This is a genomic window from Streptococcus parasanguinis (assembly GCF_047465465.1).
Classification (GTDB): Bacteria; Bacillota; Bacilli; order Lactobacillales; family Streptococcaceae; genus Streptococcus; species Streptococcus parasanguinis_AI.
In genome coordinates, this window is sequence record NZ_JASGZU010000003.1 from 139536 (window position 1) to 166390 (window position 26855).

The 26855-nt window shown below is 45.4% G+C and carries 18 protein-coding genes, 1 tRNA gene and 1 pseudogene; 15 read left to right on the forward strand and 5 right to left on the reverse strand.

Features of this window, described 5'->3' with window-relative positions; all coding sequences use genetic code 11:
* The first annotated feature begins 80 nt into the window (after positions 1–80).
* Complete coding sequence (gene nusG / locus QM351_RS06845; RefSeq protein ID WP_003002077.1) at positions 81–617, forward strand: transcription termination/antitermination protein NusG; 537 nt, start codon at positions 81–83, stop codon at positions 615–617.
* 236 nt (positions 618–853) lie between these two features.
* Here nusG and QM351_RS06850 read toward each other — a convergent pair whose 3' ends face one another.
* The gene (locus QM351_RS06850; protein ID WP_023919832.1) at positions 854–1612 is read right to left on the reverse strand and encodes a hypothetical protein; all 759 of its coding nucleotides are present in this window, start codon (positions 1610–1612) and stop codon (positions 854–856) included.
* A 147-nt stretch (positions 1613–1759) separates the two neighbouring features.
* Positions 1760–1830 (reverse strand) — tRNA-Cys (locus QM351_RS06855).
* 264 nt (positions 1831–2094) lie between these two features.
* On the opposite strand from QM351_RS06855, the gene rpsB reads away from it, so the two are divergent.
* Both rpsB and tsf read left to right on the forward strand, forming a co-directional pair.
* Positions 2095–2877, forward strand: a complete 783-nt coding sequence (gene rpsB, locus QM351_RS06860) for a 30S ribosomal protein S2 (protein ID WP_003002189.1) — start codon at positions 2095–2097, stop codon at positions 2875–2877.
* Positions 2878–2959: 82 nt separating this feature from the next.
* On the forward strand, positions 2960–4000 hold the full coding sequence (gene tsf / locus QM351_RS06865) for a translation elongation factor Ts (RefSeq protein WP_003001949.1): 1041 nt from the start codon (positions 2960–2962) through the stop codon (positions 3998–4000).
* A gap of 329 nt (positions 4001–4329) precedes the next feature.
* Here tsf and QM351_RS06870 read toward each other — a convergent pair whose 3' ends face one another.
* Positions 4330–4800, reverse strand: coding sequence for a COG2426 family protein (locus QM351_RS06870; RefSeq protein WP_003002130.1), 471 nt, complete (start codon positions 4798–4800; stop codon positions 4330–4332).
* Between the two features lie 154 nt (positions 4801–4954).
* On the opposite strand from QM351_RS06870, the gene QM351_RS06875 reads away from it, so the two are divergent.
* From QM351_RS06875 to QM351_RS06930, 12 genes and pseudogenes are all read left to right on the forward strand, one after another.
* On the forward strand, positions 4955–5476 hold the full coding sequence (locus QM351_RS06875) for a Dps family protein (RefSeq protein ID WP_003001978.1): 522 nt from the start codon (positions 4955–4957) through the stop codon (positions 5474–5476).
* 214 nt (positions 5477–5690) lie between these two features.
* Positions 5691–12521 carry an Ig-like domain-containing protein gene (locus QM351_RS06880; protein WP_414327068.1) on the forward strand — a complete coding sequence of 2277 codons (6831 nt, stop codon included), beginning with the start codon at positions 5691–5693 and terminating at the stop codon, positions 12519–12521.
* 103 nt (positions 12522–12624) lie between these two features.
* The gene (locus tag QM351_RS06885; RefSeq protein ID WP_414327069.1) at positions 12625–16335 is read left to right on the forward strand and encodes an alpha-L-fucosidase; all 3711 of its coding nucleotides are present in this window, start codon (positions 12625–12627) and stop codon (positions 16333–16335) included.
* Between the two features lie 215 nt (positions 16336–16550).
* Positions 16551–17015, forward strand: coding sequence for a CtsR family transcriptional regulator (locus QM351_RS06890; RefSeq protein ID WP_155200171.1), 465 nt, complete (start codon positions 16551–16553; stop codon positions 17013–17015).
* On the forward strand, positions 17016–19445 hold the full coding sequence (locus QM351_RS06895; protein ID WP_414327070.1) for an ATP-dependent Clp protease ATP-binding subunit: 2430 nt from the start codon (positions 17016–17018) through the stop codon (positions 19443–19445). It abuts the gene before it with no gap.
* Positions 19446–19454: 9 nt separating this feature from the next.
* Positions 19455–19943 (forward strand): ECF transporter S component, encoded by a 489-nt coding sequence (locus tag QM351_RS06900; protein ID WP_118396311.1) that lies wholly within the window; start codon positions 19455–19457, stop codon positions 19941–19943.
* Positions 19921–20328 (forward strand): DUF4430 domain-containing protein, encoded by a 408-nt coding sequence (locus QM351_RS06905; protein ID WP_118396313.1) that lies wholly within the window; start codon positions 19921–19923, stop codon positions 20326–20328. The genes QM351_RS06900 and QM351_RS06905 overlap by 23 nt, the downstream gene beginning before the upstream one ends.
* A gap of 318 nt (positions 20329–20646) precedes the next feature.
* Positions 20647–21372, forward strand: a complete 726-nt coding sequence (locus QM351_RS06910; protein ID WP_045759992.1) for a hypothetical protein — start codon at positions 20647–20649, stop codon at positions 21370–21372.
* Between the two features lie 164 nt (positions 21373–21536).
* The gene (locus QM351_RS06915) at positions 21537–22598 is read left to right on the forward strand and encodes an AAA family ATPase (protein WP_414327071.1); all 1062 of its coding nucleotides are present in this window, start codon (positions 21537–21539) and stop codon (positions 22596–22598) included.
* A gap of 145 nt (positions 22599–22743) precedes the next feature.
* Positions 22744–22830: pseudogene (locus QM351_RS06920) on the forward strand (nicotinamide riboside transporter PnuC); the annotation flags it as partial.
* Positions 22831–23607 carry an NUDIX domain-containing protein gene (locus QM351_RS06925; protein WP_414327072.1) on the forward strand — a complete coding sequence of 259 codons (777 nt, stop codon included), beginning with the start codon at positions 22831–22833 and terminating at the stop codon, positions 23605–23607.
* A gap of 128 nt (positions 23608–23735) precedes the next feature.
* Positions 23736–24422: a YoaK family protein gene (locus tag QM351_RS06930; protein WP_070665058.1), complete on the forward strand. Its 687-nt coding sequence runs from the start codon at positions 23736–23738 to the stop codon at positions 24420–24422.
* Positions 24423–24726: 304 nt separating this feature from the next.
* On the opposite strand, the gene dusB is transcribed toward QM351_RS06930, so the two are convergent.
* Together dusB and hslO are read right to left on the reverse strand one after the other, a co-directional pair.
* On the reverse strand, positions 24727–25704 hold the full coding sequence (dusB, locus tag QM351_RS06935) for a tRNA dihydrouridine synthase DusB (protein ID WP_049471951.1): 978 nt from the start codon (positions 25702–25704) through the stop codon (positions 24727–24729).
* Positions 25691–26563, reverse strand: a complete 873-nt coding sequence (gene hslO / locus QM351_RS06940) for an Hsp33 family molecular chaperone HslO (protein ID WP_287312555.1) — start codon at positions 26561–26563, stop codon at positions 25691–25693. Before hslO ends, dusB begins: the two co-directional genes overlap by 14 nt.
* Between the last annotated feature and the right edge of the window lie 292 nt (positions 26564–26855).

The following is a 26855-nucleotide window of genomic DNA, read 5'->3' on the forward strand; positions in this document are numbered from 1 at the left end:
AGGAAAAGGAAAGCCAAGAGGCTTTTTTTAGTATGTTCACAAAAGCTCGAGCAGGCTAAACAGAAAGAAAGGATACCCAAATGGACAGTTTTGATAAAGGCTGGTTTGTACTACAAACCTACTCAGGATATGAAAATAAGGTAAAAGAGAATCTTTTGCAACGTGCGCAAACTTACAATATGTTAGAAAACATCTTGCGCGTAGAGATTCCAACTCAAACCGTACAAGTTGAGAAAAACGGTAAAACCAAAGAAATCGAAGAAAATCGCTTCCCAGGTTATGTCTTGGTAGAAATGGTCATGACAGATGAAGCTTGGTTTGTCGTTCGGAATACACCGAACGTTACAGGTTTCGTCGGATCACACGGGAACCGTTCAAAACCAACTCCATTGTTGGAAGAAGAAATCCGCAGCATCTTGCTCTCTATGGGTCAAACCGTTCAAGAGTTTGATTTGGATGTCAAGGTGGGCGATACGGTTCGTATCATCGACGGTGCCTTCACAGACTATACTGGTAAGATCACTGAAATTGATAACAACAAGGTGAAAATGGTCATTTCTATGTTCGGTAACGATACGGTTGCAGAAGTGAATTTGAACCAAATTGCTGAATTGTAAGAAAGAGAGAGTGGGACAGCTTCAACAGTCTGGGAGACTGTTGAAGGTTGCAGATAAAGGAAACATAGGGCATCTTTGAAGCTTAAAAAGCGAACAAAGACTTAGGATACTTGCTTCGCAAGTTCTATCCGCCACCTCAAAGCAGTGCTTTGAGCACTCAACCACTGCGTCTTGCTCGACAATCCAAAAATAATTGAGAGGCTAGGACTTTTGTCCCAGCCTCTTTTGATTGCTTATTATTGATTTTTATCCAGGCCAGTGATCTTTTTTAACTGCTTGGTTTCTGCAGCAGACGTAACATTGAAGATCTTATTTCCTTGTGTAGAAAAGCTAGATTCATCTCCGTTGCTATCTTTATAGACATAGCTGGTCCCATTTTCTGAACGCATAATGGCATAGGGTTTTCCGAGACGTTCGAGGGCCGTTTTTGGTGTATCGGATTTGGAAATGCTGCCAGTAGACTGGTGGTTGGCATCGCCCCCTCTTAGTCGGAAGGTGATATCTGTTAACACATTATTGCGGAAGAAAGCCATGATATCGCCATTGTCTGTTGCCCATACATTGACTCCATCACCAGGATTCGCACTGTCTGTGCTACTTACGGGTTGACCAAAGGCTGCAACTACGTCATCGTAACTGCTTCTTTCTTTTGGCCCACCAACCTCTTGTCCATCTTCGGTTCTTAATACAAAACCGGTGGTAGGGTGGAGGTTCTTGAGCTTTTCGATCTCAGGAATGGATGCAGCTCCTGGCACATATTGGAGAGATGCGCCATCATCTGGATCCAAGCTGAAGCGACCTGAAAAATCATCTGAGCTACTGCTGTCTGAAGAAGTGTTCGACGATTTACTAGATGATGTTTTGGTAGAAGATTGTTTGATCGGTTTTCTAGAACTAGAAGCGGTTTTTGCTGGTTGCGCAGAATTGGCGGGTGAGCAAGCGGCTAGTGTCACTAGTGAAAGAAGGCCGATCGCAAAGAAACGAATGTTTTTCATAAATACCCTTTCTAATGTGTGTGCTTCGCCTATCAGGCGAGGTTTTATTATATCAATAATCAAGGAATGGGGCAAATGGCAACAAAAAACCCCCTATTGCTAGGGGAATTTTTAAAAGATAAAAGATGATAAAAAATTTTATTATCAAGGCGGTAGACGGATTTGAACCGACGATCAAGCTTTTGCAGAGCCGTGCCTTACCACTTGGCTATACCGCCATAACATATAATATTGTAACCTAAAAATAAAGATAGGTCAAGAAAAACTTTTTACGTCAAACAACTTTAGAAAACCATTTCATCGTAGGGATTGAAAAAATCTCTCAAATAGCTTGCGAATTCTAGTGATTTCTGCTATACTTATAGAGTTGTCTAAGACAGCAAATACTCATCTCGGATCCATTGTGGCACCGTTGCCCTTGTGGTCGTGCTGCAAGTTGACGTCTGAGAGAGGAGAAAAAAACAAAAAAGGAGAAACTACTCATGGCAGTAATTTCAATGAAACAACTTCTTGAGGCTGGTGTACACTTCGGTCACCAAACTCGTCGCTGGAACCCTAAGATGGCTAAGTACATCTTCACAGAACGTAACGGAATCCACGTTATCGACTTGCAACAAACTGTAAAATATGCAGACCAAGCATACGACTTCATGCGTGATGCAGCTGCAAACGATGCAGTGATCTTGTTCGTAGGTACTAAGAAACAAGCTGCTGATGCTGTTGCAGAAGAAGCTGTTCGTGCAGGTCAATACTTCATCAACCACCGTTGGTTGGGTGGAACTCTTACTAACTGGGGAACAATCCAAAAACGTATCGCTCGTTTGAAAGAAATCAAACGCATGGAAGAAGATGGAACTTTTGAAGTTCTTCCTAAGAAAGAAGTTGCATTGTTGAACAAACAACGCGCTCGTCTTGAAAAATTCTTGGGCGGTATCGAAGACATGCCTCGTATCCCAGACGTAATGTACGTTGTGGATCCACATAAAGAACAAATCGCTGTTAAAGAAGCTAAGAAATTGGGTATCCCAGTTGTAGCGATGGTCGACACAAACACTGACCCAGATGATATCGATGTTATCATCCCAGCGAACGATGACGCTATCCGCGCTGTTAAATTGATCACTGCGAAAATGGCTGACGCTGTTATCGAAGGACGTCAAGGTGAAGACAGTGTTGCTACAGTAGAAGCTGAATTGGCAGCTACTGAAGGTCAAGCTGATTCAATCGAAGAAATCGTTGAAGTTGTAGAAGGCGACAACGCTTAATTTCATTCAATAAGTAACGAACCTAAGAGGGCAGGGCTCAGCCCGACCCTCTTATTTTATTAAAAAATATAGGAGAACAAAAATGGCAGAAATTACAGCTAAGCTTGTAAAAGAATTGCGTGAAAAATCTGGTGCCGGTGTCATGGACGCTAAAAAGGCATTGGTTGAAGTTGAAGGTGATATCGAAAAAGCGATCGAATTGCTTCGCGAAAAAGGTATGGCTAAAGCAGCTAAGAAAGCTGACCGTGTTGCCGCTGAAGGTTTGACTGGTGTTTATGTCAACGGTAATGTTGCAGCAGTTGTTGAAGTGAATGCTGAAACTGACTTCGTTGCGAAAAACGCTCAATTCGTTGAATTGGTAAACGCAACAGCGAAAGTGATCGCTGAAGGTAAACCAGCTAACAACGAAGAAGCTCTTGCTTTGACAATGCCTTCAGGTGAAACTCTTGAAGCTGCATACGTATCTGCAACAGCTACAATCGGTGAAAAGATTTCATTCCGTCGTTTTGCTTTGCTTGAAAAAACAGATGCACAACACTTCGGTGCTTACCAACACAACGGTGGACGTATCGGTGTTATCTCTGTGATCGAAGGTGGAGACGAAGCACTTGCTAAACAAATCTCAATGCACATCGCTGCAATGAAACCAACTGTTCTTTCATACAAAGAATTGGATGAACAATTCGTGAAAGATGAATTGGCACAATTGAACCACGTCATCGACCAAGATAACGAAAGCCGTGCAATGGTTGGTAAACCAGCTCTTCCACACTTGAAATTCGGTTCAAAAGCACAATTGACTGACGAAGTGGTTGCTCAAGCTGAAGAAGATATCAAAGCTGAATTGGCAGCTGAAGGTAAACCAGAAAAAATCTGGGATAAAATCATCCCAGGTAAAATGGATCGCTTCTTCTTGGACAACACAAAAGTTGACCAAGCCTACACTCTTCTTGCACAAGTCTACATCATGGATGACAGCAAGACAGTTGAAGCTTACCTTGAATCAGTAAATGCTTCAGTTATCGAATTCGTTCGTTTTGAAGTTGGTGAAGGTATTGAAAAAGCTTCAAATGACTTTGAAGCAGAAGTTGCAGCTACAATGGCAGCAGCTCTTAACAACTAAGAATAAAAAAATAAGAGGTTTCGAAGGAAACCTCTTTTTTGTGTGGAAAATATCTTATATCATTGTTTAAGATGTTTTATAATATTAAACAAACTTTGTTTTCAAAAAATAACAGACGTTACCGAAGATTCATCCAGATACTTTCTGAAACTTTCCGCCGTGAGAAAAGTGCTTGAAACAATGAAGTTTCAAGCACTCGGGAGTTTTGAAACTTTAGGTTCAAAACTAAGTCATGGAACTTCATAGAAGTTCGCTGACGTCCGTACTCACCTAAGGAAAGATTCAGAGAAGATATTATGTGAATTGATATCATGGGCTCATTCATTTGCTTAATGTGCGAAGGTATCGATTCCTAGGAGCAGGGACAGGGTTCCCATGATGAGGCCGGCTAGGATTACTCCGAGCATGACTGCGAGGCTACTGCGTTTGAAGTCCCAGTCGAGGATAGAAGCTGCAAGGGCTCCAGTCCAGGCACCAGTTCCGGGAAGAGGAATTCCCACAAAGAGCAACAAGGCCCAGAAGATACCCTTGTCACCTGCAGCTTTTTCTAATTTCTGTCCGCCTCTATGACCCTTATTGAGACACCAGCTAAAAAAGCCTCCGATAATTGGTTTTTTTGCCCCCCAAGTAAGAATATGGCGGGCGAAAAAGAAGATCAGAGGGACAGGGAGAAGATTTCCGATCACTCCGATCAGGAGCGCTGTCCATAAGGGAATACCATTTGCAATGGCAAAAGGGATGGCCCCGCGCAATTCAACAAGGGGCACCATGGAGATCAGGAAGGTAAAGATATATTTCATTAGTCAAGCCTTTCGATTAGTCTTCTTCATTCTATCGTATCTTTTCTCAATTGACAACTATGATCTTTTTTAATCTTTTATCTTGACTTTCTGGTGGAGGAAGCATATAATAAAGACATAGTTAATTAGAATCATTATAAAAAGGAGAAATGACATGACAACTATGAAACATGAAGCAGCTACTGATGTAGCAACTTTTGCACCTTCAAATAAAGAAACTCTTCCAGAAACAAAAGCTCTCTTGAACCAAGTCGTAGCAGATCTCTACGTGGCTCACATTGCCCTTCACCAAGTACACTGGTATATGCGTGGACGTGGCTTTATGGTTTGGCATCCAAAAATGGACGAATACATGGACAGCTTGGATGCAACCTTAGATGAAGTGAGCGAACGCTTGATCACTCTTGGTGGTGCGCCATATTCTAGCATGACTGAATTTTTGGAACACAGCAATATTGAAGAACGCCGTGGAACATTTACAAAAAATGTAGAAGAAAGCTTGACACGTGTTCTTGAAATCTTCCATTACCTTGATGGCCTTTACCAAAAAGCTTTGGATGTTACCGATGCTGAAGGCGACGATGTAACCAACGATATCTTTGTTGGGGCTAAAGCAGAACTTGAAAAGAACATTTGGATGGTGGCTGCTGAACTTGGTCAAGAACCAGGATTATAAGATCATAAAAAATAGAAGCCGTTGGCTTCTATTTTTTTGGTTCGTAGGGGATTTCCACTAATTAAAGGAATTCTTAATCTAACTATAGTTGGAGCGAAATCGAGGCCTATCGCTCCTATTTTTTTGGTATAGTTAATATGTGATTTTCTGTAAGCGTTCACAGGCATAAGAAAGCGCTTACAAATTAAATTGTTAATCCTAAGAGGAGGTTTTTATGGGAAAGTCTTTTTTTGAAAAGCGTCCTGTTTTTAGTATTCGTAAGCTCTCAGTTGGAGCTTGTTCTGTTGTGATTGGGATTTCTGCCTTGGGTCTTTCAAGGGTCCATGCGGAAGAAAAGCCAGCCCTCGAAAGTGAACCGACTTCGATGGAGACACCAAGTGTTGCGACGGAAAATTCAGAAGCGGAAGTTCCTGAAGCTGGTGCAAGGGTTTCAGAAGCTCCAGCTGTCATCACCCCTACCAGAGCTGAGGAAAAGCCAGCGCCTCAAGGCGAAGGCCAGCCCGTTTCTGCTTCATCTGAGCGTGCTACAGGAACGGAAGCAACAGCTGCTCCAGATCAAAATCGTGTAGCGGAGGATATTGTGCAAGATCGAGAACGTGATTTTAATAAAGATTGGTATTTTAAATTAAATGCAGCTCCTGGTGCAGAAGGGCGTCAAGTGGATGTCAAGGATTGGAAAAAATTAGATCTTCCTCATGACTGGTCTATTTTCTTTGATTTCGATCACAACTCTCCTGCTCAAAATGAAGGGGGGCAATTAAACGGTGGGGATGCTTGGTATCGTAAGACCTTCCGTTTGGACGACAAAGATCTAGATAAGAAGGTTCGCTTGGAATTTGGCGGGGTTTATATGGATTCCAAAGTCTATGTAAACGGACAATTCGTTGGTCATTATCCAAATGGCTACAATGCCTTTTCTTATGATATTACTCCTTATTTGAATGCGGATGGAAGCGAGAATACCATCGCCGTTCATGTGGTCAATCAACAACCAAGTAGCCGTTGGTATTCTGGTAGCGGGATTTATCGGGATGTTAAGCTGAGTGTAACGGACAAGGTTCATTTAGCGCAGTATGGGACTACGATTACGACCCCTCAGTTGGAAAAACAGCAAAATGGGGCAGTAGATACAGTGGTGAAGAGCCGCATTGTCAACCAGGATGATCAAGCCCATAGTATTTATGCGGAATATGAAATTGTCGATCAAAATGGCCAAGTGGTGAGCGAAAAAACGCGCAGTGAAGCACAAGCTGTTCTAGCAGGTCAAGAGATCAACCTATCTCAAACCCTCCATGTTGAAAAACCAACCCTCTGGGATGTGAAAACGGATCATCCAGCTCTCTATACCTTGTATACGCGGGTTTATCGGGATTCGCAGTTAGTGGATGTGCAAAAGGAACGCTTTGGTTATCGCTATCTCAACTGGACGCCAGAAGGTGGCTTCTTCCTCAATGGGGTGGCGACGAAATTCCACGGGGTATCCCTTCACCATGACCACGGGGCTCTTGGAGCTGAGGAAAATTACAAGGCTGAATACCGTCGTCTCAAACAGATGAAAGACATGGGAGTCAATGCCATCCGGACGACCCACAACCCAGCCAGTGAACAAACCTTGAAAATTGCTGCTGAGTTGGGCTTGATGGTCCAAGAAGAAGCTTTTGATACCTGGTATGGTGGCAAGAAGCAATACGATTACGGTCGTTTCTTTGAAAAGGATGCCACTCACCCAGAAGCTCGTAAGGGGGATACTTGGTCAGATTACGATCTACGGACCATGGTAGAGCGGGGCAAGAACAATCCAGCCATTGTCATGTGGTCGATCGGTAACGAAGTCGGTGAAGCAGATGGTTCAGACAAATCTGTCGCAACTGTTCGTCGGTTGGTCAAGACCATCAAGGAAGTGGATGCAACCCGCTATGTCACCATGGGAGCTGATAAATTCCGCTTTGGCGATGGCTCAGGAGGCCATGAAAAAGTAGCGGCAGAGCTCGATGCGGTTGGCTTCAACTATTCAGAAGCCAACTATGAAAGCTTACGGGCGAAACATCCAAACTGGCTCATTTATGGTTCTGAAACCTCTTCTGCGACGCGGACACGGGGCTCATACTATCATCCTGAAAGAGAATGGGTCGGCAGCAACCAAGAAGACCGCCACTATGAACAATCAGACTACGGCAATGACCGGGTTGGTTGGGGTCGGACAGCAACCGCCTCTTGGACCTTTGACCGTGATCATGCCGGTTATGCAGGACAATTTATCTGGACCGGTACTGATTATATCGGTGAGCCAACACCATGGCACAACCAAAATGACACACCTGTGAAAAGTTCTTATTTTGGTATTGTCGATACGGCTGGCCTTCCAAAGAATGATTTTTATCTTTACCAAAGTCAATGGGTATCGGCTGAGAAACATCCGATGGTCCATCTCTTGCCACATTGGAACTGGGACAATCCAGAATTAGCCAATCGTGTCATGGATGAAGAAGGACGGATCCCTGTTCGGACCTTCTCCAATGCTCACAGTGTGGAATTGATTGTCAATGGGGAATCACAAGGAGTGAAGACCTTTACCAAGAAGACCACAGCTGATGGCCGGACCTACCAAGAAGGGGCAAATCCGGATGAACTCTATCTAGAGTGGTTGGTTCCTTATGTGCCAGGTAAGGTGGAAGCCATTGCCCGCAACGAAGCAGGCGACGTGATTGCGAAAGATCAAGTCGAAACAGCCGGCAAGGCTGCAGGTGTTCGCTTGTTGAAAGAAGAACATGCGATTGCAGCAGACGGTAAGGATTTGACCTATATTACCTATGAAATCGTTGATGAAGCAGGCCGTGTCGTGCCAACTGCCAATAATGTGGTGCATTTCCATTTGCATGGACAAGGCCAAATTGTCGGTGTCGATAATGGGGAACAAGCCAGCCGTGAACGCTACAAAGCACAGGCAGATGGCTCATGGCAACGCAAAGCCTTTAACGGCAAAGGGGTAGTCATTGTCAAATCAACTGAGCAGGCGGGTGCCTTTACTCTGTATGCAGACTCAGACCGCTTGCAATCAGACCAAGTCAGCCTCTTTACAGGTAAGAAGGACCAAGTGGAACGCACCGTATTGGGTGTGGAACCCGTTCGACAAAGTGCTTATCTGGGAGAAGAGCCAGCTTTACCAAGTAAGGTCAATGTGGTCTATAGCGATGGCAAGGCCCAAGAAGAAGCCGTTGAGTGGGACAAAGCAGACTATAGTCGTGCAGGCCAAGTTCGTGTGACAGGTCATGTTCAAGGACGCACGGTCGAAGCTCTGGTTGATGTGATCGGCGTGGAACAAGTCCTTCCAGTCATCAAACAAATCCCGCAGGGGGCAGATTTAGCAACGGTGGATAAGGCTGTGCAATTAGTCTTCACCGATGGGACCAGTGCTCACTATGAAGTCGATCAATGGACCTTGGAAGCTGGTCAAGAAGATCAGTTATCCACACCAGGAGCACGCTTGAAAGCTACAGGACTCCTAGGCAATGGGGAAACGGTTCAAGCAACACTAGTGGTTGCAGGAGGAGATGTAGCCAAGGCTAAGAAACCAACAGTACAGCTAGATGGAGTAGCTCTTCCAAAATTTGGTAGTGGTAACCATACCATTTTCCGTTCGCTGACTTATGGTCAAGAACCGGGTCAAGTTACAGCGAGTGCAGAAAATGCTCAAGTGACGGTCCTACAAGCCAATCGAGAAAATGGTTTGAAAGCTCAAATCTATGTGACTGCTAAGGATACGGGAGCTGTACAGACCTATGTGGTCCAATTCCAAGAAGAAAGTCCGCAGATTGAGCGTTTAGAATTGCGTCTGCCAGAAGGACAGGAACTCAAGGAAGACCAAACGGTACCACTTGAAGTCATTGCCCATTACCAAGATGGCAGTCTAGCAAGTCTGAAAGCAGATCAAATCGATGTCAAAACAAGAGCTGGTAGTCAAGGAAAAGCCGTTGCGACTAAGAAAGGTTTGGAACTGCGAGAAGCAGGATTGGTTCATTTAGAAGCTAACTTCCAAGGACAAACAGGGGAATTAACCTTTACCATCACGCCAAATCCAGAAGAAAAGACAGTTGTGAAGGTGCGTCCTGTACGAATTAGTACCGATCAAAACGTGTTGCCAGCTCTTCCAGAGACAGTCTTGGTTGAGTATGACAAGGGATTCCCGAAAGAAAAACGCGTGACCTGGGATGCTGTGACAGCAGATCAGGTCAAGGATTACCATAGCTTTACAGTTACAGGTCATGTAGAAGGTGTGGAAAAAGAAGCCCAAGCTCAAGTCACCGTTGAAGGCATTATCGCTGTAGAAGAAGTCAGCACCACCACTCCAGTCGGTGAAAAACCAGCACTTCCAGAAAGTGTGCGGACCTATCACTCTAATGGTAAGACCTATACAGCTAAGGTGGCCTGGGATGCGGTCGATCCGCAACTCTTGGCCAAAGAAGGAGAAGTTGTCCTAGCCGGTCGTGTAGAAGGAACGGATCTTCCAACCCGTCTTCATATTCGTGTTTCTAGCAACACGGTAAAGGGAGCCAATGTAGCAGAGCAATGGACAGGATCTGTCTTGCCACTCGCTTTTGCAAGTGACTCTAACGATGCAGATCCAGTTGCTAAGGTCAATGATAAAGTCATCTCCTTTACCGATGCTCCGGCTAACCGTTGGACCAACTGGGGTCGTAACAATGCGGAAGATTCTGTCGGTATCTTGTTTGGGGATTCTGGTATCTTGACCAAGCGAGCAGTGGACAACCTCCATGTTGGTTTCCACGAAGACCACGGCGTTGGAGCTCCAAGTGAATATGTGATTGAGTACTATACAGGGGAACAAATCCCAACAGTTCCAAGCAATCCAAATCGTGTTAAAGACGAAACAGACCATCCATTTAACAATCCAGCTAACTGGAAAGAAGTCAGCAACCTAACCGTTGAAGAACCGGTAGCAGCTGGTAAGATGAATCATTTCAGTTTTGATAAAGTCGACACCTATGCTGTTCGGATCCGTATGAAGACGCCAGAAGGCAAGCGTGGAAGCTCTATTTCAGAGATTCAGATCTTTGCCAATAAGGTTGCGGCAGAAGAAAAGAGCCAGTTGACCATTCGCGTCAATGGCGATGTCTTGCCAAGTGTCAACCCAAGTGTGACCGATTACTACATCGATGCGCGTGATCGGGCTTATCCACAAGTGGAAGCGACAGCCAGCCATCACGGTCTTGCAACGGTTGTGCCAAGTGTCCATGAAGGGGAGCCAATCCGTGTCATCCATAAAGCGGAAGATGGTACCATCTTACAAGAATACCGCCTCCATCTCACAAGCGATGCAGAAAAACTGAAACAAGCTACTCCAGTAGCAGTAGAAGCAGGCAGCCGTTTTGTGAAAGTCGGTCAAGATCTAGTTCTACCATCTACCGTAGGCGTTTACTTCCAAGGGGATACAGGCTATGAACGCAAGGAACTGACGGTGGACTGGCAGGCTATCCCAGCTGATGCACTTTCTCACGAAGGTAGCTTCACGCTGGAAGGAAAAGTCATTGGCTATGATCTGACTGCTCAGCTGACCGTCCGGGTGTCAGAAAAGACAGGAGAAAACCTCTCTGTGAACCGTGACTACAATGCAGAAGATACCAGGGCATTTGCTAGTGAAACCAATGATCTCGATCCAAATCAAATCGACTATATCGATTACATCAACGATGGTGGCTACAACGAATACTATCGCTGGACAAACTGGAAGAGAGAACCGGATCAAACAGAAGTGTTTGCTGGTCTCATCTTCAAGAAAAATGGTCAGGTAACAGAGCGATTGGTTAATAAAGTAGCGGTCGACTTCTTTGCAGATCAGGAAACAGGTCTGCCAACGAAAACGGTTCTTGAACGCTACATTGGTCCAGACTTTGATGTTCCGGATGATTATGGCAATCTGAAGAATCTTCCAGATCATCCATTTAACCAGGCCTCTAACTGGGAAGAAATTCCGTATAGCTTGGATTATGCCTTTGAGCCTGGTTATATCTCTAACCTCAGCTTCAATGAAACCAGAACCAAAGCCATCCGTTTAAGAATGGTCCGTGATGAAAATCTAAAAGGAATTGGAATCGTTGAATTGAGCGCCTATGCTCCAACAGAAGAGGCTCAGGCAATAACTGATGTCACCATCCAAGTGAATGGCAAAGACCTAGAAGGTTTTCAACCAGATGTGACAGATTATCATCTAGAGTATGAGGGAGAACGTCCAATCGTTTCAGCAAAAGGCAAGAATGGAACAGCCGTTACGGTCGTGGATGCTAAAAGTGCCAATGCTCCGGTTCTTGTCAAGGTTGTCTCAGAAGATGGCAAGCTCGAAAAAGTATATCAACTTTCTCTCTCCGCAAAAGCACCTACAGGCTCAGCCATTCCTGAAGAAGGGGTTAAGAATCTGGTTCATACCAAACCAGAGTTGGTGATTGAGCCAGAAGAGATGGACTTTGAACGCTTAGAACGTCCAAATGCGGATCTTCCAAAAGGTGAGAAACGTGTGGTTCAAGAAGGTCAAAAAGGCCGCAAATTGCGCTTGGTGGAAGTCTCTCAAGAAAATGGTGTGGAAAGCCGGAAGGAACTAGATGCCTTTGTAGAGCTAGATCCAGTGGCAGAGATCACGGAGGTGGGCACGAAAGAAGTACTTCCAGATACTCCACAACCAGAGCCACAGCCGCAACCGCAGCCAGAACCACAACCAGAGCCGCAACCAGAACCACAACCGCTTCCAAACCCAGAACATCCTCATGGCTCAGAAGGACCAGTAGCTACCGCAACTTCTCAAGCATCGCTTGAGGTCAAAGCGGTACGTCAGGAAGGGACAAATGCAGTAGAGAAGGAAGTCGAAAAAACGGCTCAAACACCAGCAGTTTCAGCTGCTCCGGTTTCCGAAGGAAAATTACCAAATACAGGATCAGACGAAAGCGTCGCAAGCCTCGTTGCTGGAATCCTAGCGGCAGGCCTTGCCAGTGCTGTGCTGGACGATCAGAAAAAAAGAGCCAATAAGGCCAAGTAAAAAGCTGGATAAGCCAGTAACTATACGGTGAAAAGTTCACAGGTAAAAGAAGGAGGATGGGGAAACCCCACCCTCTTTACCTGGTGACATAAAGGAATAGAATATGGGAAAAAGATTAGTTGATCAGAGAAATCGATTTGGCATTCGTAAACTCTCAGTAGGCGTCTGCTCGGTAGTCGTAGCGACTTGTTTTTTAGGAGTGACTACTAGTTACGCAGAGGAACAAGCTGAGAGGAGTGAAACTCGCGAAGAACGGGTTGAAACGAGCGATGTCGATCACCAAGGAAAGGAGGAGAAAACTGTGAACGAGCACCAAGAAGAATCAGAGCATGCCTCAGTAGCTACTAGCGAGAAAGAAAATCGCACAGCCAGCCAAGGGACAGAAGCCACTCAACCAGCCACTTCTCTAGATGAGGAGACTGAGATTGAAGATTACGGACCGCTTCCAAGTAAGGCTCAGATGCAATACCACCGCGAAGAACTAGCGGCTTTCATCCACTTTGGGATGAATACTTACTACGATCGTGAGTGGGGAGATGGGGAAGAAGACCCTTATTATTTCTATCCAGAGCATCTGGATACCGATCAGTGGATCAAAACCCTGAAGGATGCAGGCTTTAAGCGGACGATCATGGTCGTCAAGCACCACGATGGCTTCCTCTTGTACCCTTCTAAATACACCGACCATACCATTGCTAAAAGTGGTTGGAAAGATGGAAAAGGAGATGTCCTAGCTGAGGTTTCTGCTTCTGCCAGCAAGTATGACATGGACATGGGGGTCTACCTCTCTCCTTGGGATGCTCACAGCCCGCTCTACCATGTGGATACAGAGGACCAATACAACGAATACTACCTCAACCAGCTTAAGGAAATCCTTGAAGATCCAAAATATGGGAACAAGGGTAAGTTCGTAGAAGTCTGGATGGATGGAGCGCGTGGCGATGGGGCTCAAAAAGTCACCTATACCTTTGACAAGTGGTTTGAAGCCATTCGCAAGGCCCAAGGGGATATTGCCATCTTCTCAGCTGAGCCGACCAATGTTCGTTGGATAGGAAATGAAAAGGGGATTGCCGGAGATCCGGTTTGGCAAAAGGTCAATCCAGATAAGATCCGCAACAATCCATCCAACAGCTACCTCAATCACGGGGATCCGGAAGGGAAGCAATACTCAGTGGGAGAAGCCGATGTTTCTATTCGCTCCGGCTGGTTCTACCATGACAATCAAGAGCCTAAGTCCTTGCGCGAATTGATGGACATTTACTTCAAATCGGTCGGCCGTGGAACTCCACTCTTGCTCAATATTCCACCCAACCAAGACGGAAAATTTGCGGATGCCGATGTGGCCCGTTTGAAAGAATTCCGTCAGATCTTGGACCAACTCTACAGTGTGAACTATGCGGCAGGAGCTTTGGTAGAAGCTGACTCGACACGACGCAATCCTCTCTACAAGGCCAGCCATTTGACAGATGGTGATGAAAAGACCAGTTGGGCCCCTGCAGATGATGCCAAGACCGGATCTTTTGTCCTGGATCTTGGAAAAGAACAGCATTTTGATGTGGTAGAGCTCAAAGAAACCATCGAGAAAGGCCAACGGATTTCTGGCTTCACCATTGATGTGGCTGTGAATGGCCAATGGGTTCCTTATGGGGCTGGCTCAACTGTAGGATACCGCCGATTGATCAAAGGGCAACCAGTTGATAGTCGCTATATCCGGGTGTCCATCACCGATGCCCAAGCTACTCCAATCTTGAACGGAGTCTCTGTCTATAAGACGCCAGCCAGCATTGAAGAAACTGATGGCTATCCGCTTGGTTTGACTTATCATTCTGACCGGACTGCTGACCGGGCCAATGGTCAGTGGAATGAAGAGGGAGAAGGCGTTCGAGGCACCTCTATGTGGACCAAGGAAAAGGGAGCTTCGGTGACCTATCAGTTTGAAGGCACTAAGGCCTATGTGGTCGCAACTGTCGACCCTGGTCATGGGGAAATGGATGTCTATGTCGATGGCCAAAAGCTAGCGACCGTCAATACCCAAAGCCCAAGCCGCAAACGGAGCCAAAAGGTCTATGAAACACCGGATTTGACAGCAGGATCTCACACCTTGACCTTGGTCAATAGCAAGGGAGATGCGATCGCAACGGAAGGGATTTATGCCCTCAATAACCAAGAAAAGGGGATCTTTGAGTTTGCCCAGCCAATCCTAGCTGTTAAGAAAGGCGACCCAGCGCAAGTCGTCGTCAAGAGAAAAGGTGGCTCTAAAGGGAGTGCCAGTCTCAAATTGATCACAGAACCGGGAACAGGGGTTCATGGTAAGGTCTACAAAGATACCAACGTCACCCTTGAGTTCGCAGATGGAGAGACGGAAAAAACAGTCCAAGTTCCAACCCTTGATTTTGCAGGAAAAGCAACCGATGTCTATGACTTTAAGGTCAAATTGCTCCATCCGGATCAAGGAAGCCTGGTCGGCTTTATTCCAGAACTGACAGTCCAAGTGATGAATGAAGACCAGTTGCCAGAAAATCGCAAAGAAGTGGATGACCAAGATCCAAAACTGCACTATAGCCAAGGCTGGCATCATGAGACAGACAACAAAGACTTCTCAAATGGAACAGAATCTTGGTCTAGTTTCAACCAAGTGACCGATGAGGAAGGCAAGAAACACATTGAAGTGACCATTACCTTTAAGGGCACAGGTGTGGAGGTTCGAGGAGTAGTCGACCCAAGTCATGGGCTCTACAGCGTCACTTTGGATGGAAAAGAAATGGCCTTCGAAGAAGGTCGGGGCCATGATTATGAGATCGACGGCGATCATTATTTCAGTGGCTATGGAGACCAACGCAAGTTCGACCAGAGTTTGGTCAATCTGCAAGGCCTAGCAAAAGGCTACCACCAGCTACGCCTGCATCTGGATCCAGCCCTCAATGACCCTCACTCATCTCGAGCTATCCAGGTGGACCGATTTGTCCTCTCAGGGAAAGATAGTCAGTTGCTCAGTCAAGAAGAGTTGCAACAGATCATCAGAGAAGGAGTAGAAAAGATCAAGGCTACTTCTCTCGAGCGCTTGAAAACAGACCTCAAACCAACTGTTCAAGGACAATTAACGGAATTGACTCAGTTGTTGGATCAAGAGCGCCCAGATTTGGTTGCTGCAGCCAATCAAGTCGAAGCCCTTGAAACCATCTTAGAAGATGCTCACAATTATGAACCCCTGACGCAAACACGCCCAGAAGAAGGTATTCGGGATTTGATTCTTGAAAAGCCAGAACTTCTCATCGAAGCGGAGGAGATTCCATTTGAGAGTCAAACACGTGAGAACAAGGACTTGGCCAAGGGCGAAAGCCGGATCCTTCAAGCAGGAAAGGTCGGACGCCGGTTGAAATTGATCGAGGTTCGACAAGAAGAAGGCAAAGAAATTCGGACAGAAGTCGATGCCTTTGTCGAAGTGGAGGCTCAGGATCAGATCACAGAAGTCGGAACGAAGGAAGCGGAAGAAAGTCCGTTGATAGCTAATATGCCGACTCCAACCACTCCTGTAACTCCAAGTAAGGTGCAACCAGAAGTTGCGACTCTTTCTCAAGCTGAAGACAAAAAAGAAAAAGAAAGATCAGTCCTCTTGCAACCGAAAACCCCAGAAGCAGTTTCTGTTTCGACTTCAGACCATCCGGAAATAGAAGTGGTTAAAAGTCCTTCTCTACAATCGGAAGGAAAACTTCCTCAAACCGGTACAAAAGAAAGTGGATTGTTTGCTTGGTTAGGCCTTCTTGGTCTAGGATTCTTGGGTGGAGGCGCCAAATTCGCTCGTCGCAAAGAGTAGTTCCTTCTTCGCATAAGAGGTTAGTTCTTACTAGCCTCTTTTGTTTTGTTTTCTTAAGAGATTCCTATTTCCATGGAGTCTTTGCTTTATTTACAGCCGTAAAAATTGTATAATAGTCAAATAAGGTCAATGATGAGAAGGAACACTCCAAGGCCATTTTTTATGGGCCAAGAACAGAGCATCCATCTAGAAAAAACAAGTCAGAAAGGAGCATCATGGCAAATAAGAACACATCTGATAGCATTGAAGCTTATATCAAGGCCTTGCTGGCTCAAGCTGGCATGGCAGAGCTCAAAAGAAGTGAGTTGGCAGATGTCTTTCAGGTCGTCCCTAGTCAGATTAACTATGTCATTAAGACCCGCTTTACCGAGAGTCGAGGCTATATTGTAGAAAGTAAACGCGGTGGTGGCGGTTATATCCGCATTGGCAAGGTCCAGTTTTCAGATCACCATCAGATGCTTCAAGACTTGGCAGCCAATATTGGAGAGACCATCAGCCAGCAGGTCTTCCATGATATCCTCCAGATGCTCCATGAAGAAAAATTATTGACAAAACGTGAGACGCAGCTGTTCTTTGCGACAACCTCCGATGAGGTTCTAGGTCGAGATGCTCTCATCATACGAGCAAATATGCTGAAAAAAATCATTCAACAAGTAGATAGAAAAGGAAATACCGACTAGATGAACTATTCAACAGCACTGTTAGAAAGTATAGAAGCGGCCCAAATACTAGCAGGCCACTATCAAGGGAATACCTTAGATACTTGGCATCTTTTGACGGCCATGGCCAATAATCCCTATAGCGTGGCAGGTTCTGTACTCAACGATTATCCTATGCAGATTGACGAATTTCAGGATGCAGCGGAGCATATTACAGGCCAGGCTTTTCAAAGCGACAATCGGTATGAAATCTTCCCATTTTCTTATCGGATGGAAGCGATGATGAAGCACGCAAAGGAGATTGCCCAGGTCCTTCATGCCAAGACCTTGGGAACAGAGCATGTGCTCCTCTCTCTTTTAGCGGACCGTGGGACCTTGGCTAGCCAAGTCATGGAGTTTGCCGGCTTTGCCTTTACAGAGCAAGACAAGGGTGTTCCCGTTGCTTCCCTTCGAAAGAATCTAGAAGACAAGGCAGGCTGGGACAAAAATGATATTAAAGCTATCCGGAGTCTTTATCGGGCCCAAAACCCTAACCGCCAAACTATGGGGAATATGATGGGCATGCCCCCAAGTACAAGTGGAGGTCTTGAAGACTATACCCGTGATTTGACAGAAATGGCGCGTGCAGGTCAGCTCGAGCCGGTGATCGGCCGGGATGCAGAAATTTCACGCATGATCCAAATCCTCAGCCGCAAGACGAAGAATAATCCTGTATTGGTGGGAGAAGCAGGGGTCGGGAAAACCGCTCTTGCATTAGGTCTGGCCCAGCGGGTCGCTAGCGGCAATGTTCCAGCTGAAATCGCTCAAATGCGTGTTCTTGAATTGGATCTCATGAATGTGGTGGCAGGGACGCGCTTCCGTGGGGACTTTGAAGAACGTATGAACAATATCATCCAGGATATCGAAGAAGACGGTCACGTGATTCTCTTTATCGATGAACTGCATACCATTATGGGGTCAGGATCGGGCATTGATTCGACCTTAGACGCAGCCAATATTCTAAAACCAGCCCTGGCACGGGGAACCTTGCGTACAGTTGGGGCCACGACTCAAGATGAGTACCAAAAGCATATCGAAAAAGATGCAGCCCTCTCTCGGCGTTTTGCGAAAGTCACCATTGAAGAGCCAAGTGTTGCAGATAGCATCCAAATTCTCCAAGGCTTGAAAGAAACCTACCAGGACCACCATCATGTGACCATTACCGATGAAGCGATCGAAACAGCTGTCAAATATGCCCACCGCTATTTGACCAGCCGTCAATTGCCAGATTCAGCCATTGATCTCTTGGATGAAGCGGCAGCTACTGTACAAAACCGCGATTCCAACGGTCACGTAAAAGAAGAGTTGACCGCCTTGGATCGGGCCTTGATGGACGGCAAGTGGAAGAAAGCAGCCCAACTCTTAGAAGTAGAGGCCGCTCCCATTGTCTACAAAAAAGAAGTCACTGACCAAGATGTCTTAGTGACCTTGAGCCAATTATCTGGTATTCCAACTCAAAAACTGACTCAAACCGATGCCAAGAAGTACCTCAACTTAGAAACAGAATTGCACAAGCGCGTGATTGGTCAAGACCAAGCCGTTTCGAGTATCAGTCGGGCTATTCGACGCAATCAATCAGGTATCCGTAGCAACAAGCGTCCGATCGGTTCTTTCATGTTCCTGGGACCTACCGGTGTCGGAAAAACAGAGCTAGCCAAAGCTTTGGCGGAAGTTCTGTTTGATGATGAATCGGCCCTCATCCGTTTTGATATGAGTGAGTATATGGAAAAATTCGCAGCCAGCCGCCTCAACGGTGCCCCTCCAGGCTATGTGGGCTACGAAGAAGGAGGCGAGTTGACCGAGAAAGTCCGCAACAAACCATATTCAGTTCTCTTATTTGATGAGGTGGAAAAAGCCCATCCAGATATTTTCAATGTCCTTTTGCAAGTCTTGGATGACGGAGTCTTAACCGATAGCAAAGGCCGGAAGATCGACTTCTCCAATACCATTATCATCATGACCTCAAACCTTGGAGCAACAGCCCTTCGGGATGATAAGACCGTTGGCTTTGGTGCCAAAGATATCCGCTTTGACCAAGCCAATATGGAAAAACGCATGTTTGAAGAGTTGAAGAAGACCTATCGTCCAGAGTTTATCAACCGGATTGATGAAAAGGTGGTCTTCCATAGTCTCTCAAGCGAGGACATGCAGCAGGTAGTGAAAGTCATGGTCAAACCGCTCATCGCGACCTTGGCAGAACAAGGCATGACCCTCAAATTCCAGCCTTCAGCGCTCAAGTTGCTAGCAACCAAAGGCTACGATCCAGAAATGGGAGCTCGCCCACTGCGTCGTGTCTTGCAGACCGAAGTGGAAGATCAGTTAGCAGAGCTATTGCTGAAAGGTCAAGCCCAAGAAGGGCAAACGATCAAGGTTGGAACGACAGCCGGAACGATCAAGTTCGAGATTGTCTAGGAGGACGTCATGACGCTTCAGCGATTAACCCGTATTTCGCTTTTGGCGGCCCTTTGTGTCGCTCTACGTCAGGCTTTTGCCCCTTTCCCAAATGTCCAACCTATTTCTGCCATCTTTTTTCTCTTGGTGATATTTGAAGGGTATAGCTTTGCTTTTCTTGTGATGATGATCACCATGTTTGTCTCCGCCTTTTTCCTGGGGATGAGCCTGATTGTGTTCTTTCAGATTGTCGCCTTTGGCTGTTTGATGCTCATTTGGCGCATCAGTTACAAGTGGTTGCCCCATGTCCTTCAGATCCTTTTTGTGGGCCTACTGTCCTTTGCTTATGGGGTCTTGATCGATACTGTTTATGCCTTGATATACCATATTCCTTGGTGGACCTATGCTTTGGTCAATGGTTTTAGTTTTAACCTTGCCCATGCTCTGTCGACGATCATTTTCTATCCCATTATCTATCAAATCTTTAGGAGATTTTATGTTGAAAAAAATCATTTCTAGCTTGATGACCTTACTTGCAGCTCTTCTTTTAGCGAGTTGCGCTCCGTCTCATAGCACAAACAATCAAACAAGTGCTTCTAGCACAGAAGTTGCCAAGAAAAACGAAATTTCGATTACGATTAGCGTGACGCCAGAAGGTCAAAAAGCGCAATCGAAAACCTTGAAAGTAGCAGAAGAGAGCAATCTCATGAAAGTGCTCAAAGCCAACTACAAGATTGAAGAAAAAAATGGCATGATCACCTCGATTGACGGTCACAGCCAAGATGAAGCAAAAGGTCTTTACTGGATGTACAAGATCAATGGCGAAATGGCTCCAAAAGGTGCTGCTGAAACCACCGTTAAAAAAGGGGATAAGATCGAATTCTATCAAGAAGTGTATAAATAATGAGGAGATAGTGGGACAGAAATCGGTAATTCGTTAGAATTCGATTTCGTCGTCCCACCTCCGCACAGTTGAGTAGGGCTGTAAAAGCTGATGAAATCAGTGTAGTAGAGCCCACTCAACCACTGCGTCTTGCTCGACAATCCAAAAATAATTGAGAGGCTAGGACTTTTGTCCCAGCCTCTTTTTTGCTAAAGTTTAGGAACTTACTTAAAACTTCTTTCAAATTAGAAAAATATTTAAGAAACTATTGACAGCCTCATATAACAGTGTTACAATAATGTTACAAAATATTACAAATGTTACAAAAGAGGTTCTGTTATGAAAAACAAAAAAATCATTTCCCTAGCAGCCCTAGCTTTGACAGCTAGTCTTTTCCTAGGAGCTTGTGGCGGGAATAAAGAAGAAAAAACTTCAGAAGCAAGCAGTTCAAAGACCAGTCAGGTTAAACAAACAAGTTCTTCTTCTAAGAAAAAAGTGATCACTAGTAAAGATCCAATTGCCTCTTCATCCTCTGATAGCAAATCAGAAGAAAGTCATACCGTTGGTAGCAAAAATAACCAAGCTGCAGCTAGTCAAACACCAGCTCCAGCTAAAGAAGCGACACCAGCAGCACCCGTAACAAAAGAAACAAAAGAAGTAGCCACTCCAGCAACACCAGCGAAAGCAAAATTGCCAAGTCTAGAAGACGGTCATGCTCAGGCTAAGAAGCAAGCTTCTGCGACGGAGAATGCCCAATACAAGGGAGTCTATTCTGTAGCAGCAGGGGATTTCTCCGCAGCAGCTGGGAATTGGTCTGACAAACGCGACACTGGAGTCACTATTGGCCAAGGCGGTCAAGTAACCATCCAACTTCCTGGGGGCCAACCCGTAGCCTATGGTATCAGCGCTTATAACTATACCTTGGATGATGGTCATTACCATGCTAATCTCTCAGCAGGCGATGGATCTGCAGCGACTCTAGATATCGTAGTTGGAAAAGATGGCTCTGTATCCAGTGTGACGGTTCTGAAAGACGGTGTCAGCCACTCCCTCACTCGTGAATAAAAGTCGAAAGATTTGAAAAGAAAATCTTATCTTTTCAAATCTTTTTTTGCTGTTTTGAAGAAAAATATATTATTTTATAAAAAGGTGTTGACATCCAGAAAATATAGTATATAATAAAAACATAAAGAAAACTTATTTATAAAAAATTATAAAAAGGAGGCAGTATGAATAAAGAAAGAATCGCTGTGGTATTTGGAACCTTTGCTCCTCTTCATCAAGGGCATATTGACCTGATCCAACGGGCCAAGCGTCAGTGTGATCGTGTTCGTGTCATCGTATCTGGTTATGAAGGGGACCGTGGCGAAGAAGTGGGCTTGACCTTACAAAAACGCTTCCGCTATATCCGTGAAGCCTTCTCAAACGATGAATTGACCCAAGTCTATAAGTTAGATGAGACGGAACTTCCTCGTTATCCCTTGGGCTGGGAACCTTGGTTACAAATAGCTCTTGATACCATCCAGTATCAAACAGAGACAGAAGAGTTGATCTTTTATGTGGGGGAGAAAGCCTACAAGGAAGAGTTGGAAGCGAGAGGGTTTGAAGTTCACTTAGAGGAGCGTCGCTTCGGGATCTCTGCTACTATGATACGGGAAAATCCAAGCAAATACTGGAAATACATCGCCCAGCCCTTCCGTCGCCAGTTCACGAAAAAAGTCTTGATCATGGGGAGCGCCAGCAACGGGAAAACGACCCTTGCAAAAGACTTGGCTCGCTTTTACGATGCTCCTGTTAGTCTTGAGTATGCCCGTGAATACCAGATCAAGAACAATGTTCAAGATGATGAACTCACACCGAAAGATTACTATTACCTCCTCTTAGGACAGTATGATCAAACCTCTAAGCTCATCGATAGTAGTGCCAATCGAGGCCTGGTCATCGCAGATACCAATTCCCTGGTGACCAAAGGTTACTACGACTATTACATGGAAGTCGAAGGCCAGGATACCAGCATGACCGATACCTTTGACAACCTATTTGTTAGTATTTTGTCTAAAGAAAAATTGGATTTGATCCTCTTTGTTCAGCCGATCGGCTCTTATGTCAATGATGGTTTCCGAGACATGACCATGGCTGATGAAGAGATCCGCACCAGCTTTTCAAATTACCTAGACCAATTGCGCCAGCAATACCTAGGAAACATTCCGACTACTTTCCTCGGATCAGACTACCTCGGTAACTATGAAGAAGCCAAGAAAGTTATTGATGCCATCTACCAAGCCGACTAAGGAGCAGCTTATGAATCACCTAATGAACAACCTCACTAAAAAATTCACAACCTTTATCCAAGACTTTACAAATGTCCACCGAGAAGCGAAAAAGCAAGGCTTTGTCAATATTATGAAACTCCTCTGGTGGGATCAGAGTATTCAAATTCAAGGGATGTACTGGGTCTACACGCTGAATAGTCTAGTGGGCTGGTACCAATGGACCAAAGCCCTCAAGAAGGAGGTGGCCTAAATGACCAATCTCTTGATTCCAGCAGGAATGACGGAGAAAGAGTATTTTGAGACGGTCGCAAGTGAAGCAGACTTTCTCAAGTGGTACAAGGAACAAGACTTACCGACTTATGAAACCCCTAGTGTCACAGCGGACATGGTGGCCTACTGTTTTGTCGAAGGCCAGCTCAAGCTTTTAGCCATTCGCCGCAAGGCCCACCCTTATCAACACTGCCTAGCCTTGGTGGGGGGCTTTGTGAACAAGGATGAAGATGCAACCCATGCTTGTATCCGAGAGGTCAAAGAAGAAGTCGGGCTCGATCTTCCAGTTAATAAGGTGGAGCAGCTCATGACAGTTTCCACCCCTGGGCGGGATCCCAGAGGCTGGGTCATTACCATCGCCCATCTGGTCTATCTGCCAGCAGAAGCAGTAGACTTAGCCCATGCAGGTGACGATGCCAAGGAAGTCGTTTTTCTCGATGTCGATTTCAAAAAGTCCCAGTGTTTGCTTGATGGAGAACCCTTAGCTACTTCTGATTTTGCCTTTGACCACTACCAGATTATTCAAGAATCGATCAAGCGGATTCAGGGGCGTCTAGACTGGAATCCAACCTTCCTCTATCTGCTAGAGGAGCCTTTCACCGTTTATGAAGCAACTGAGTTGGTCAATCTGATCAATCCTGGACGTCCCATCGTTAGTAATAACTTCCTCGTAAAATTCGGAGAATTCGTGGAAGAAGTGGGTGTCAAGCGAGTACCTAAGAAAAAACCACGCAAGACCTATCGCCTAAAACAATAGATCGAGCTGGGTTCATTCTACCAGCCCTTAGTTACTAGTAGTAGCCAAGGGCTTTTTCTGATTTTTCCTGCTCCACTTGTGTGCAAAGTGGTATAATAATCATAATTGAAATCAAAAGAGACAAGACTATGGAAGAAAAAATAATTTTACCACAAAATACACGACTGATGGGGGCTCTGCTTGGTTTTATCGGAGGAGGCCTCGATGTCTTTTGCCACATGCACTATCGGAGTTTGGTCGCGACCCAAACGGGGAACCTCCTGCTTCTCATCGCTGATTGGCACGATCCCCGTGTCGAAAATACCATCATGCGTTTTTCATCTATTTTATTTTTCTCGATCGGCTTTTTGGTTGCCCTCCATATCAAAGAGTATCGCAAGACAGCCTTTTGGCGGACCAAGATGTTAATTCCTTTGTTTGTGGTGACACTCCTGATTCCCTTGGTGTCTGTCATGCCACCTGTAGAAGTTCCCTTTATTGCTTTTGGAACAGGGATGATGATGTTGACCTTTACAGGGAGCCTCATTGAAAATCACCCTTATGTGATCTTTATGACTTCCGGCAATTACCGCAAGATGCTGACGGCCTTGTACCGAATCACTCGAGGAAAGGGAGATTTGGACGAGTATCGGCGTCAGGCCATGAATTACGGGATTGTTGTTGGAAGCTTTGTTGCTGGAGCTATTAGCGTAGCCATCCTCATGCATTTCATTCACCAATGGGCCATCTGGCTGATCACAGCCAACCTCTTTTTGATCATGACCTACTACACCGCAAGGGTCAAACAACTTGGCCTGCAAACAGACAATCTATAGAAACAGGACCCCGTGTGAGGTCCTGTTTTAGATTAATGACAAAGTCATCTTAGAAACTTTCCTTAGGTGAGTACGGACGTCAGCGAACTTCGAAGAAGTTCCATGACTTAGTTTTGAGCCTAAGGTCTCAAAACTCCCGAGTGCCTGAAACAATCGTGTTTCAGGCACTTTTCTCACAGCGGAAAGTTTCGGTATTTTTTTGATTCGCTCAAAAAATTAAAACATATTTATATTTCTTTGCCGAATTGCTTAACTTATTTAAAAATAGTACAGGACCTCACATGAGGTCCTGTTTTTTGTATTTCTATGCTTTTAATTGTAAGAGTTCTTCAATCTCAGCCAGAGTGCTGGCTTGCGAGATGGCTCCACGGAGTTTGGCTGCACCTGAGGTACCACGGAGGTAGTGAGGAGCGAGACCGCGGAATTCACGAACGGCAATGTGCTCACCTTTGAGATCGATCAAGCGTTTCAAGTGTTCGTAAGCAATCTTCATCTTGTCTTCAAAAGTCAAATCAGGCAGGATTTCTCCTGTTTCAAAGTAGTGATTGATTTGGTTGAAGAGATAAGGATTGCCCATAGCAGCGCGACCAATCATGACCGCATCAGCACCGACTTCTTCGATCCGTTGTTTGGCGTCTTGAACCGTACGGATATCTCCGTTTGCGATAAATGGAATCTTAGTTAGGGCCTGTGCAACCTTGTGAAGGGTCTCAAGATCCGCATGCCCCGTATACATTTGCTCCCGAGTCCGTCCATGCATGGCAAGGGCAGAGACACCTGCAGCTTCAGCAGCGAGCGCATTTTCAACTGCTAGAGAAGGATCTGACCAACCCGTCCGCATTTTTACAGTGAGGGGGATATCAAGGACGGATTGAACCTTATTGATGATGGAGTAAATCTTGTCTGGGTCCTTGAGCCACATGGCACCAGCCTCGTTCTTGACGATTTTATTCACCGGGCAACCCATGTTGATATCGACGATATCAGTCTTGGTATTTTCTTGGATAAATTCAGCTGCGCGTGCGAGGCTATCTTCGTCACTTCCAAAGAGTTGGATCGATACAGGATTTTCTCCTTCATCGATATGGAGCATGTGAAGCGTCTTTTCATTGTTGTATTGGATTCCCTTGTCAGAGACCATTTCCATCACAACGAGCCCTGCCCCCAGTTCTTTGGCAATGGTCCGGAAAGCTGAGTTGGTCACTCCGGCCATTGGGGCTAGGACGGTACGGTTAGGGATTTCGACATTCCCGATCATAAATGGCGTATTAAGATTTGTCACGAATGAGTTCCTCCAAGTCATTTTCGTCAAAGTGGTAGTGTGTTTGGCAGAATTGGCAGGTAATCTCTGCACCGTGATCTTCATCTTTCATCTCTTTTAGATCACTAGCTGGCAGACTTGCTAAAGCATTCAAGAAACGCTCACGGCTGCAGTCGCACTGGAAGCGAAGTTCTTCTTCAGAGAGGCGTTTGAAAGGTTCATCTCCATAGATAGCGGCAAGAAGAGCTTCAATATGGTCTTCAGATTCCAAAAGTGTGGAGATAGCAGGCATTTTTTGGATGCGTTTTTCAAAGCGCGCGATTTCTTCTTCCTTGGCATTTGGCAAGACTTGAAGCAAGAAGCCACCCGCCACTTTAACCTTGTCTTCGTCATCCAAAAGGACATTGAGTCCAACTGCAGAAGGTGTTTGTTGGCTTTCCGTCAGATAAAAGGCCAGGTCTTCTCCGATTTCACCGGTGACAAGAGGGGTCATAGAGTGATAAGGATTTCCCGTACCATAGTCAGTGATGACCAGGAATTCTCCGTTTCCGACAAATGGTCCCACCAGGACTTCACCAGTTGCCGTCTTCTTGATATCCACTCCAGGATTTTGTACGTAGCCTTTAACATTTCCCTTGGTATCTGCCACGGTGATGATGGCTCCGAGTGAGCTAGTCCCAAGGACTTTGACCGTAATTTTAGTATCTCCTTTCTCGTTTGCTGCCAAGATTTGACTGGCAATGAGGGTACGGCCAAGTGCGACCGTGGAGCTAGCTTGTGTATGATGTTTTTCTTGGGCTGTTCGTACAGTTTCTGTACTGTCTAGTACATAGGCACGAAAAGCGCCGCTTTCTGAGATAGTTTTAATAATTTTGTCCATACCTACTATTTTAGCACAAATCAAGCAAAGTGGGGGCAAGGAGAATTCCGAAAATCAGCCGTTTCAGAAGAAGGGCAAGAAGAAAAGAAAATTCCGAACGTTATTTCTAGAAAGAAGCAATTTCCAAGTAAAAGACGAGTTTCATAGAGAAGTTGGTTTAAAAAGGAAGGAGAAAAATAAACGATAGCTGAGTGGATCTTGAAAAAACATCAAAAATTGCTTATAATAGAGTGTAAGACAAACTTGCAGGTGAGACTCCTGCCCCTAGTTTGAAGAAAGGCATAGATAGGGA

Coding starts and splice junctions, on each gene's coding strand:
- nusG (WP_003002077.1), top strand. CDS start 81: ATGGACAGTTTTGATAAAGGCTGGTTTGTACTACAAACCTACTCAGGA.
- QM351_RS06850 (WP_023919832.1), bottom strand. CDS start 1,612: ATGAAAAACATTCGTTTCTTTGCGATCGGCCTTCTTTCACTAGTGACA.
- rpsB (WP_003002189.1), top strand. CDS start 2,095: ATGGCAGTAATTTCAATGAAACAACTTCTTGAGGCTGGTGTACACTTC.
- tsf (WP_003001949.1), top strand. CDS start 2,960: ATGGCAGAAATTACAGCTAAGCTTGTAAAAGAATTGCGTGAAAAATCT.
- QM351_RS06870 (WP_003002130.1), bottom strand. CDS start 4,800: ATGAAATATATCTTTACCTTCCTGATCTCCATGGTGCCCCTTGTTGAA.
- QM351_RS06875 (WP_003001978.1), top strand. CDS start 4,955: ATGACAACTATGAAACATGAAGCAGCTACTGATGTAGCAACTTTTGCA.
- QM351_RS06880 (WP_414327068.1), top strand. CDS start 5,691: ATGGGAAAGTCTTTTTTTGAAAAGCGTCCTGTTTTTAGTATTCGTAAG.
- QM351_RS06885 (WP_414327069.1), top strand. CDS start 12,625: ATGGGAAAAAGATTAGTTGATCAGAGAAATCGATTTGGCATTCGTAAA.
- QM351_RS06890 (WP_155200171.1), top strand. CDS start 16,551: ATGGCAAATAAGAACACATCTGATAGCATTGAAGCTTATATCAAGGCC.
- QM351_RS06895 (WP_414327070.1), top strand. CDS start 17,016: ATGAACTATTCAACAGCACTGTTAGAAAGTATAGAAGCGGCCCAAATA.
- QM351_RS06900 (WP_118396311.1), top strand. CDS start 19,455: ATGACGCTTCAGCGATTAACCCGTATTTCGCTTTTGGCGGCCCTTTGT.
- QM351_RS06905 (WP_118396313.1), top strand. CDS start 19,921: ATGTTGAAAAAAATCATTTCTAGCTTGATGACCTTACTTGCAGCTCTT.
- QM351_RS06910 (WP_045759992.1), top strand. CDS start 20,647: ATGAAAAACAAAAAAATCATTTCCCTAGCAGCCCTAGCTTTGACAGCT.
- QM351_RS06915 (WP_414327071.1), top strand. CDS start 21,537: ATGAATAAAGAAAGAATCGCTGTGGTATTTGGAACCTTTGCTCCTCTT.
- QM351_RS06925 (WP_414327072.1), top strand. CDS start 22,831: ATGACCAATCTCTTGATTCCAGCAGGAATGACGGAGAAAGAGTATTTT.
- QM351_RS06930 (WP_070665058.1), top strand. CDS start 23,736: ATGGAAGAAAAAATAATTTTACCACAAAATACACGACTGATGGGGGCT.
- hslO (WP_287312555.1), bottom strand. CDS start 26,563: ATGGACAAAATTATTAAAACTATCTCAGAAAGCGGCGCTTTTCGTGCC.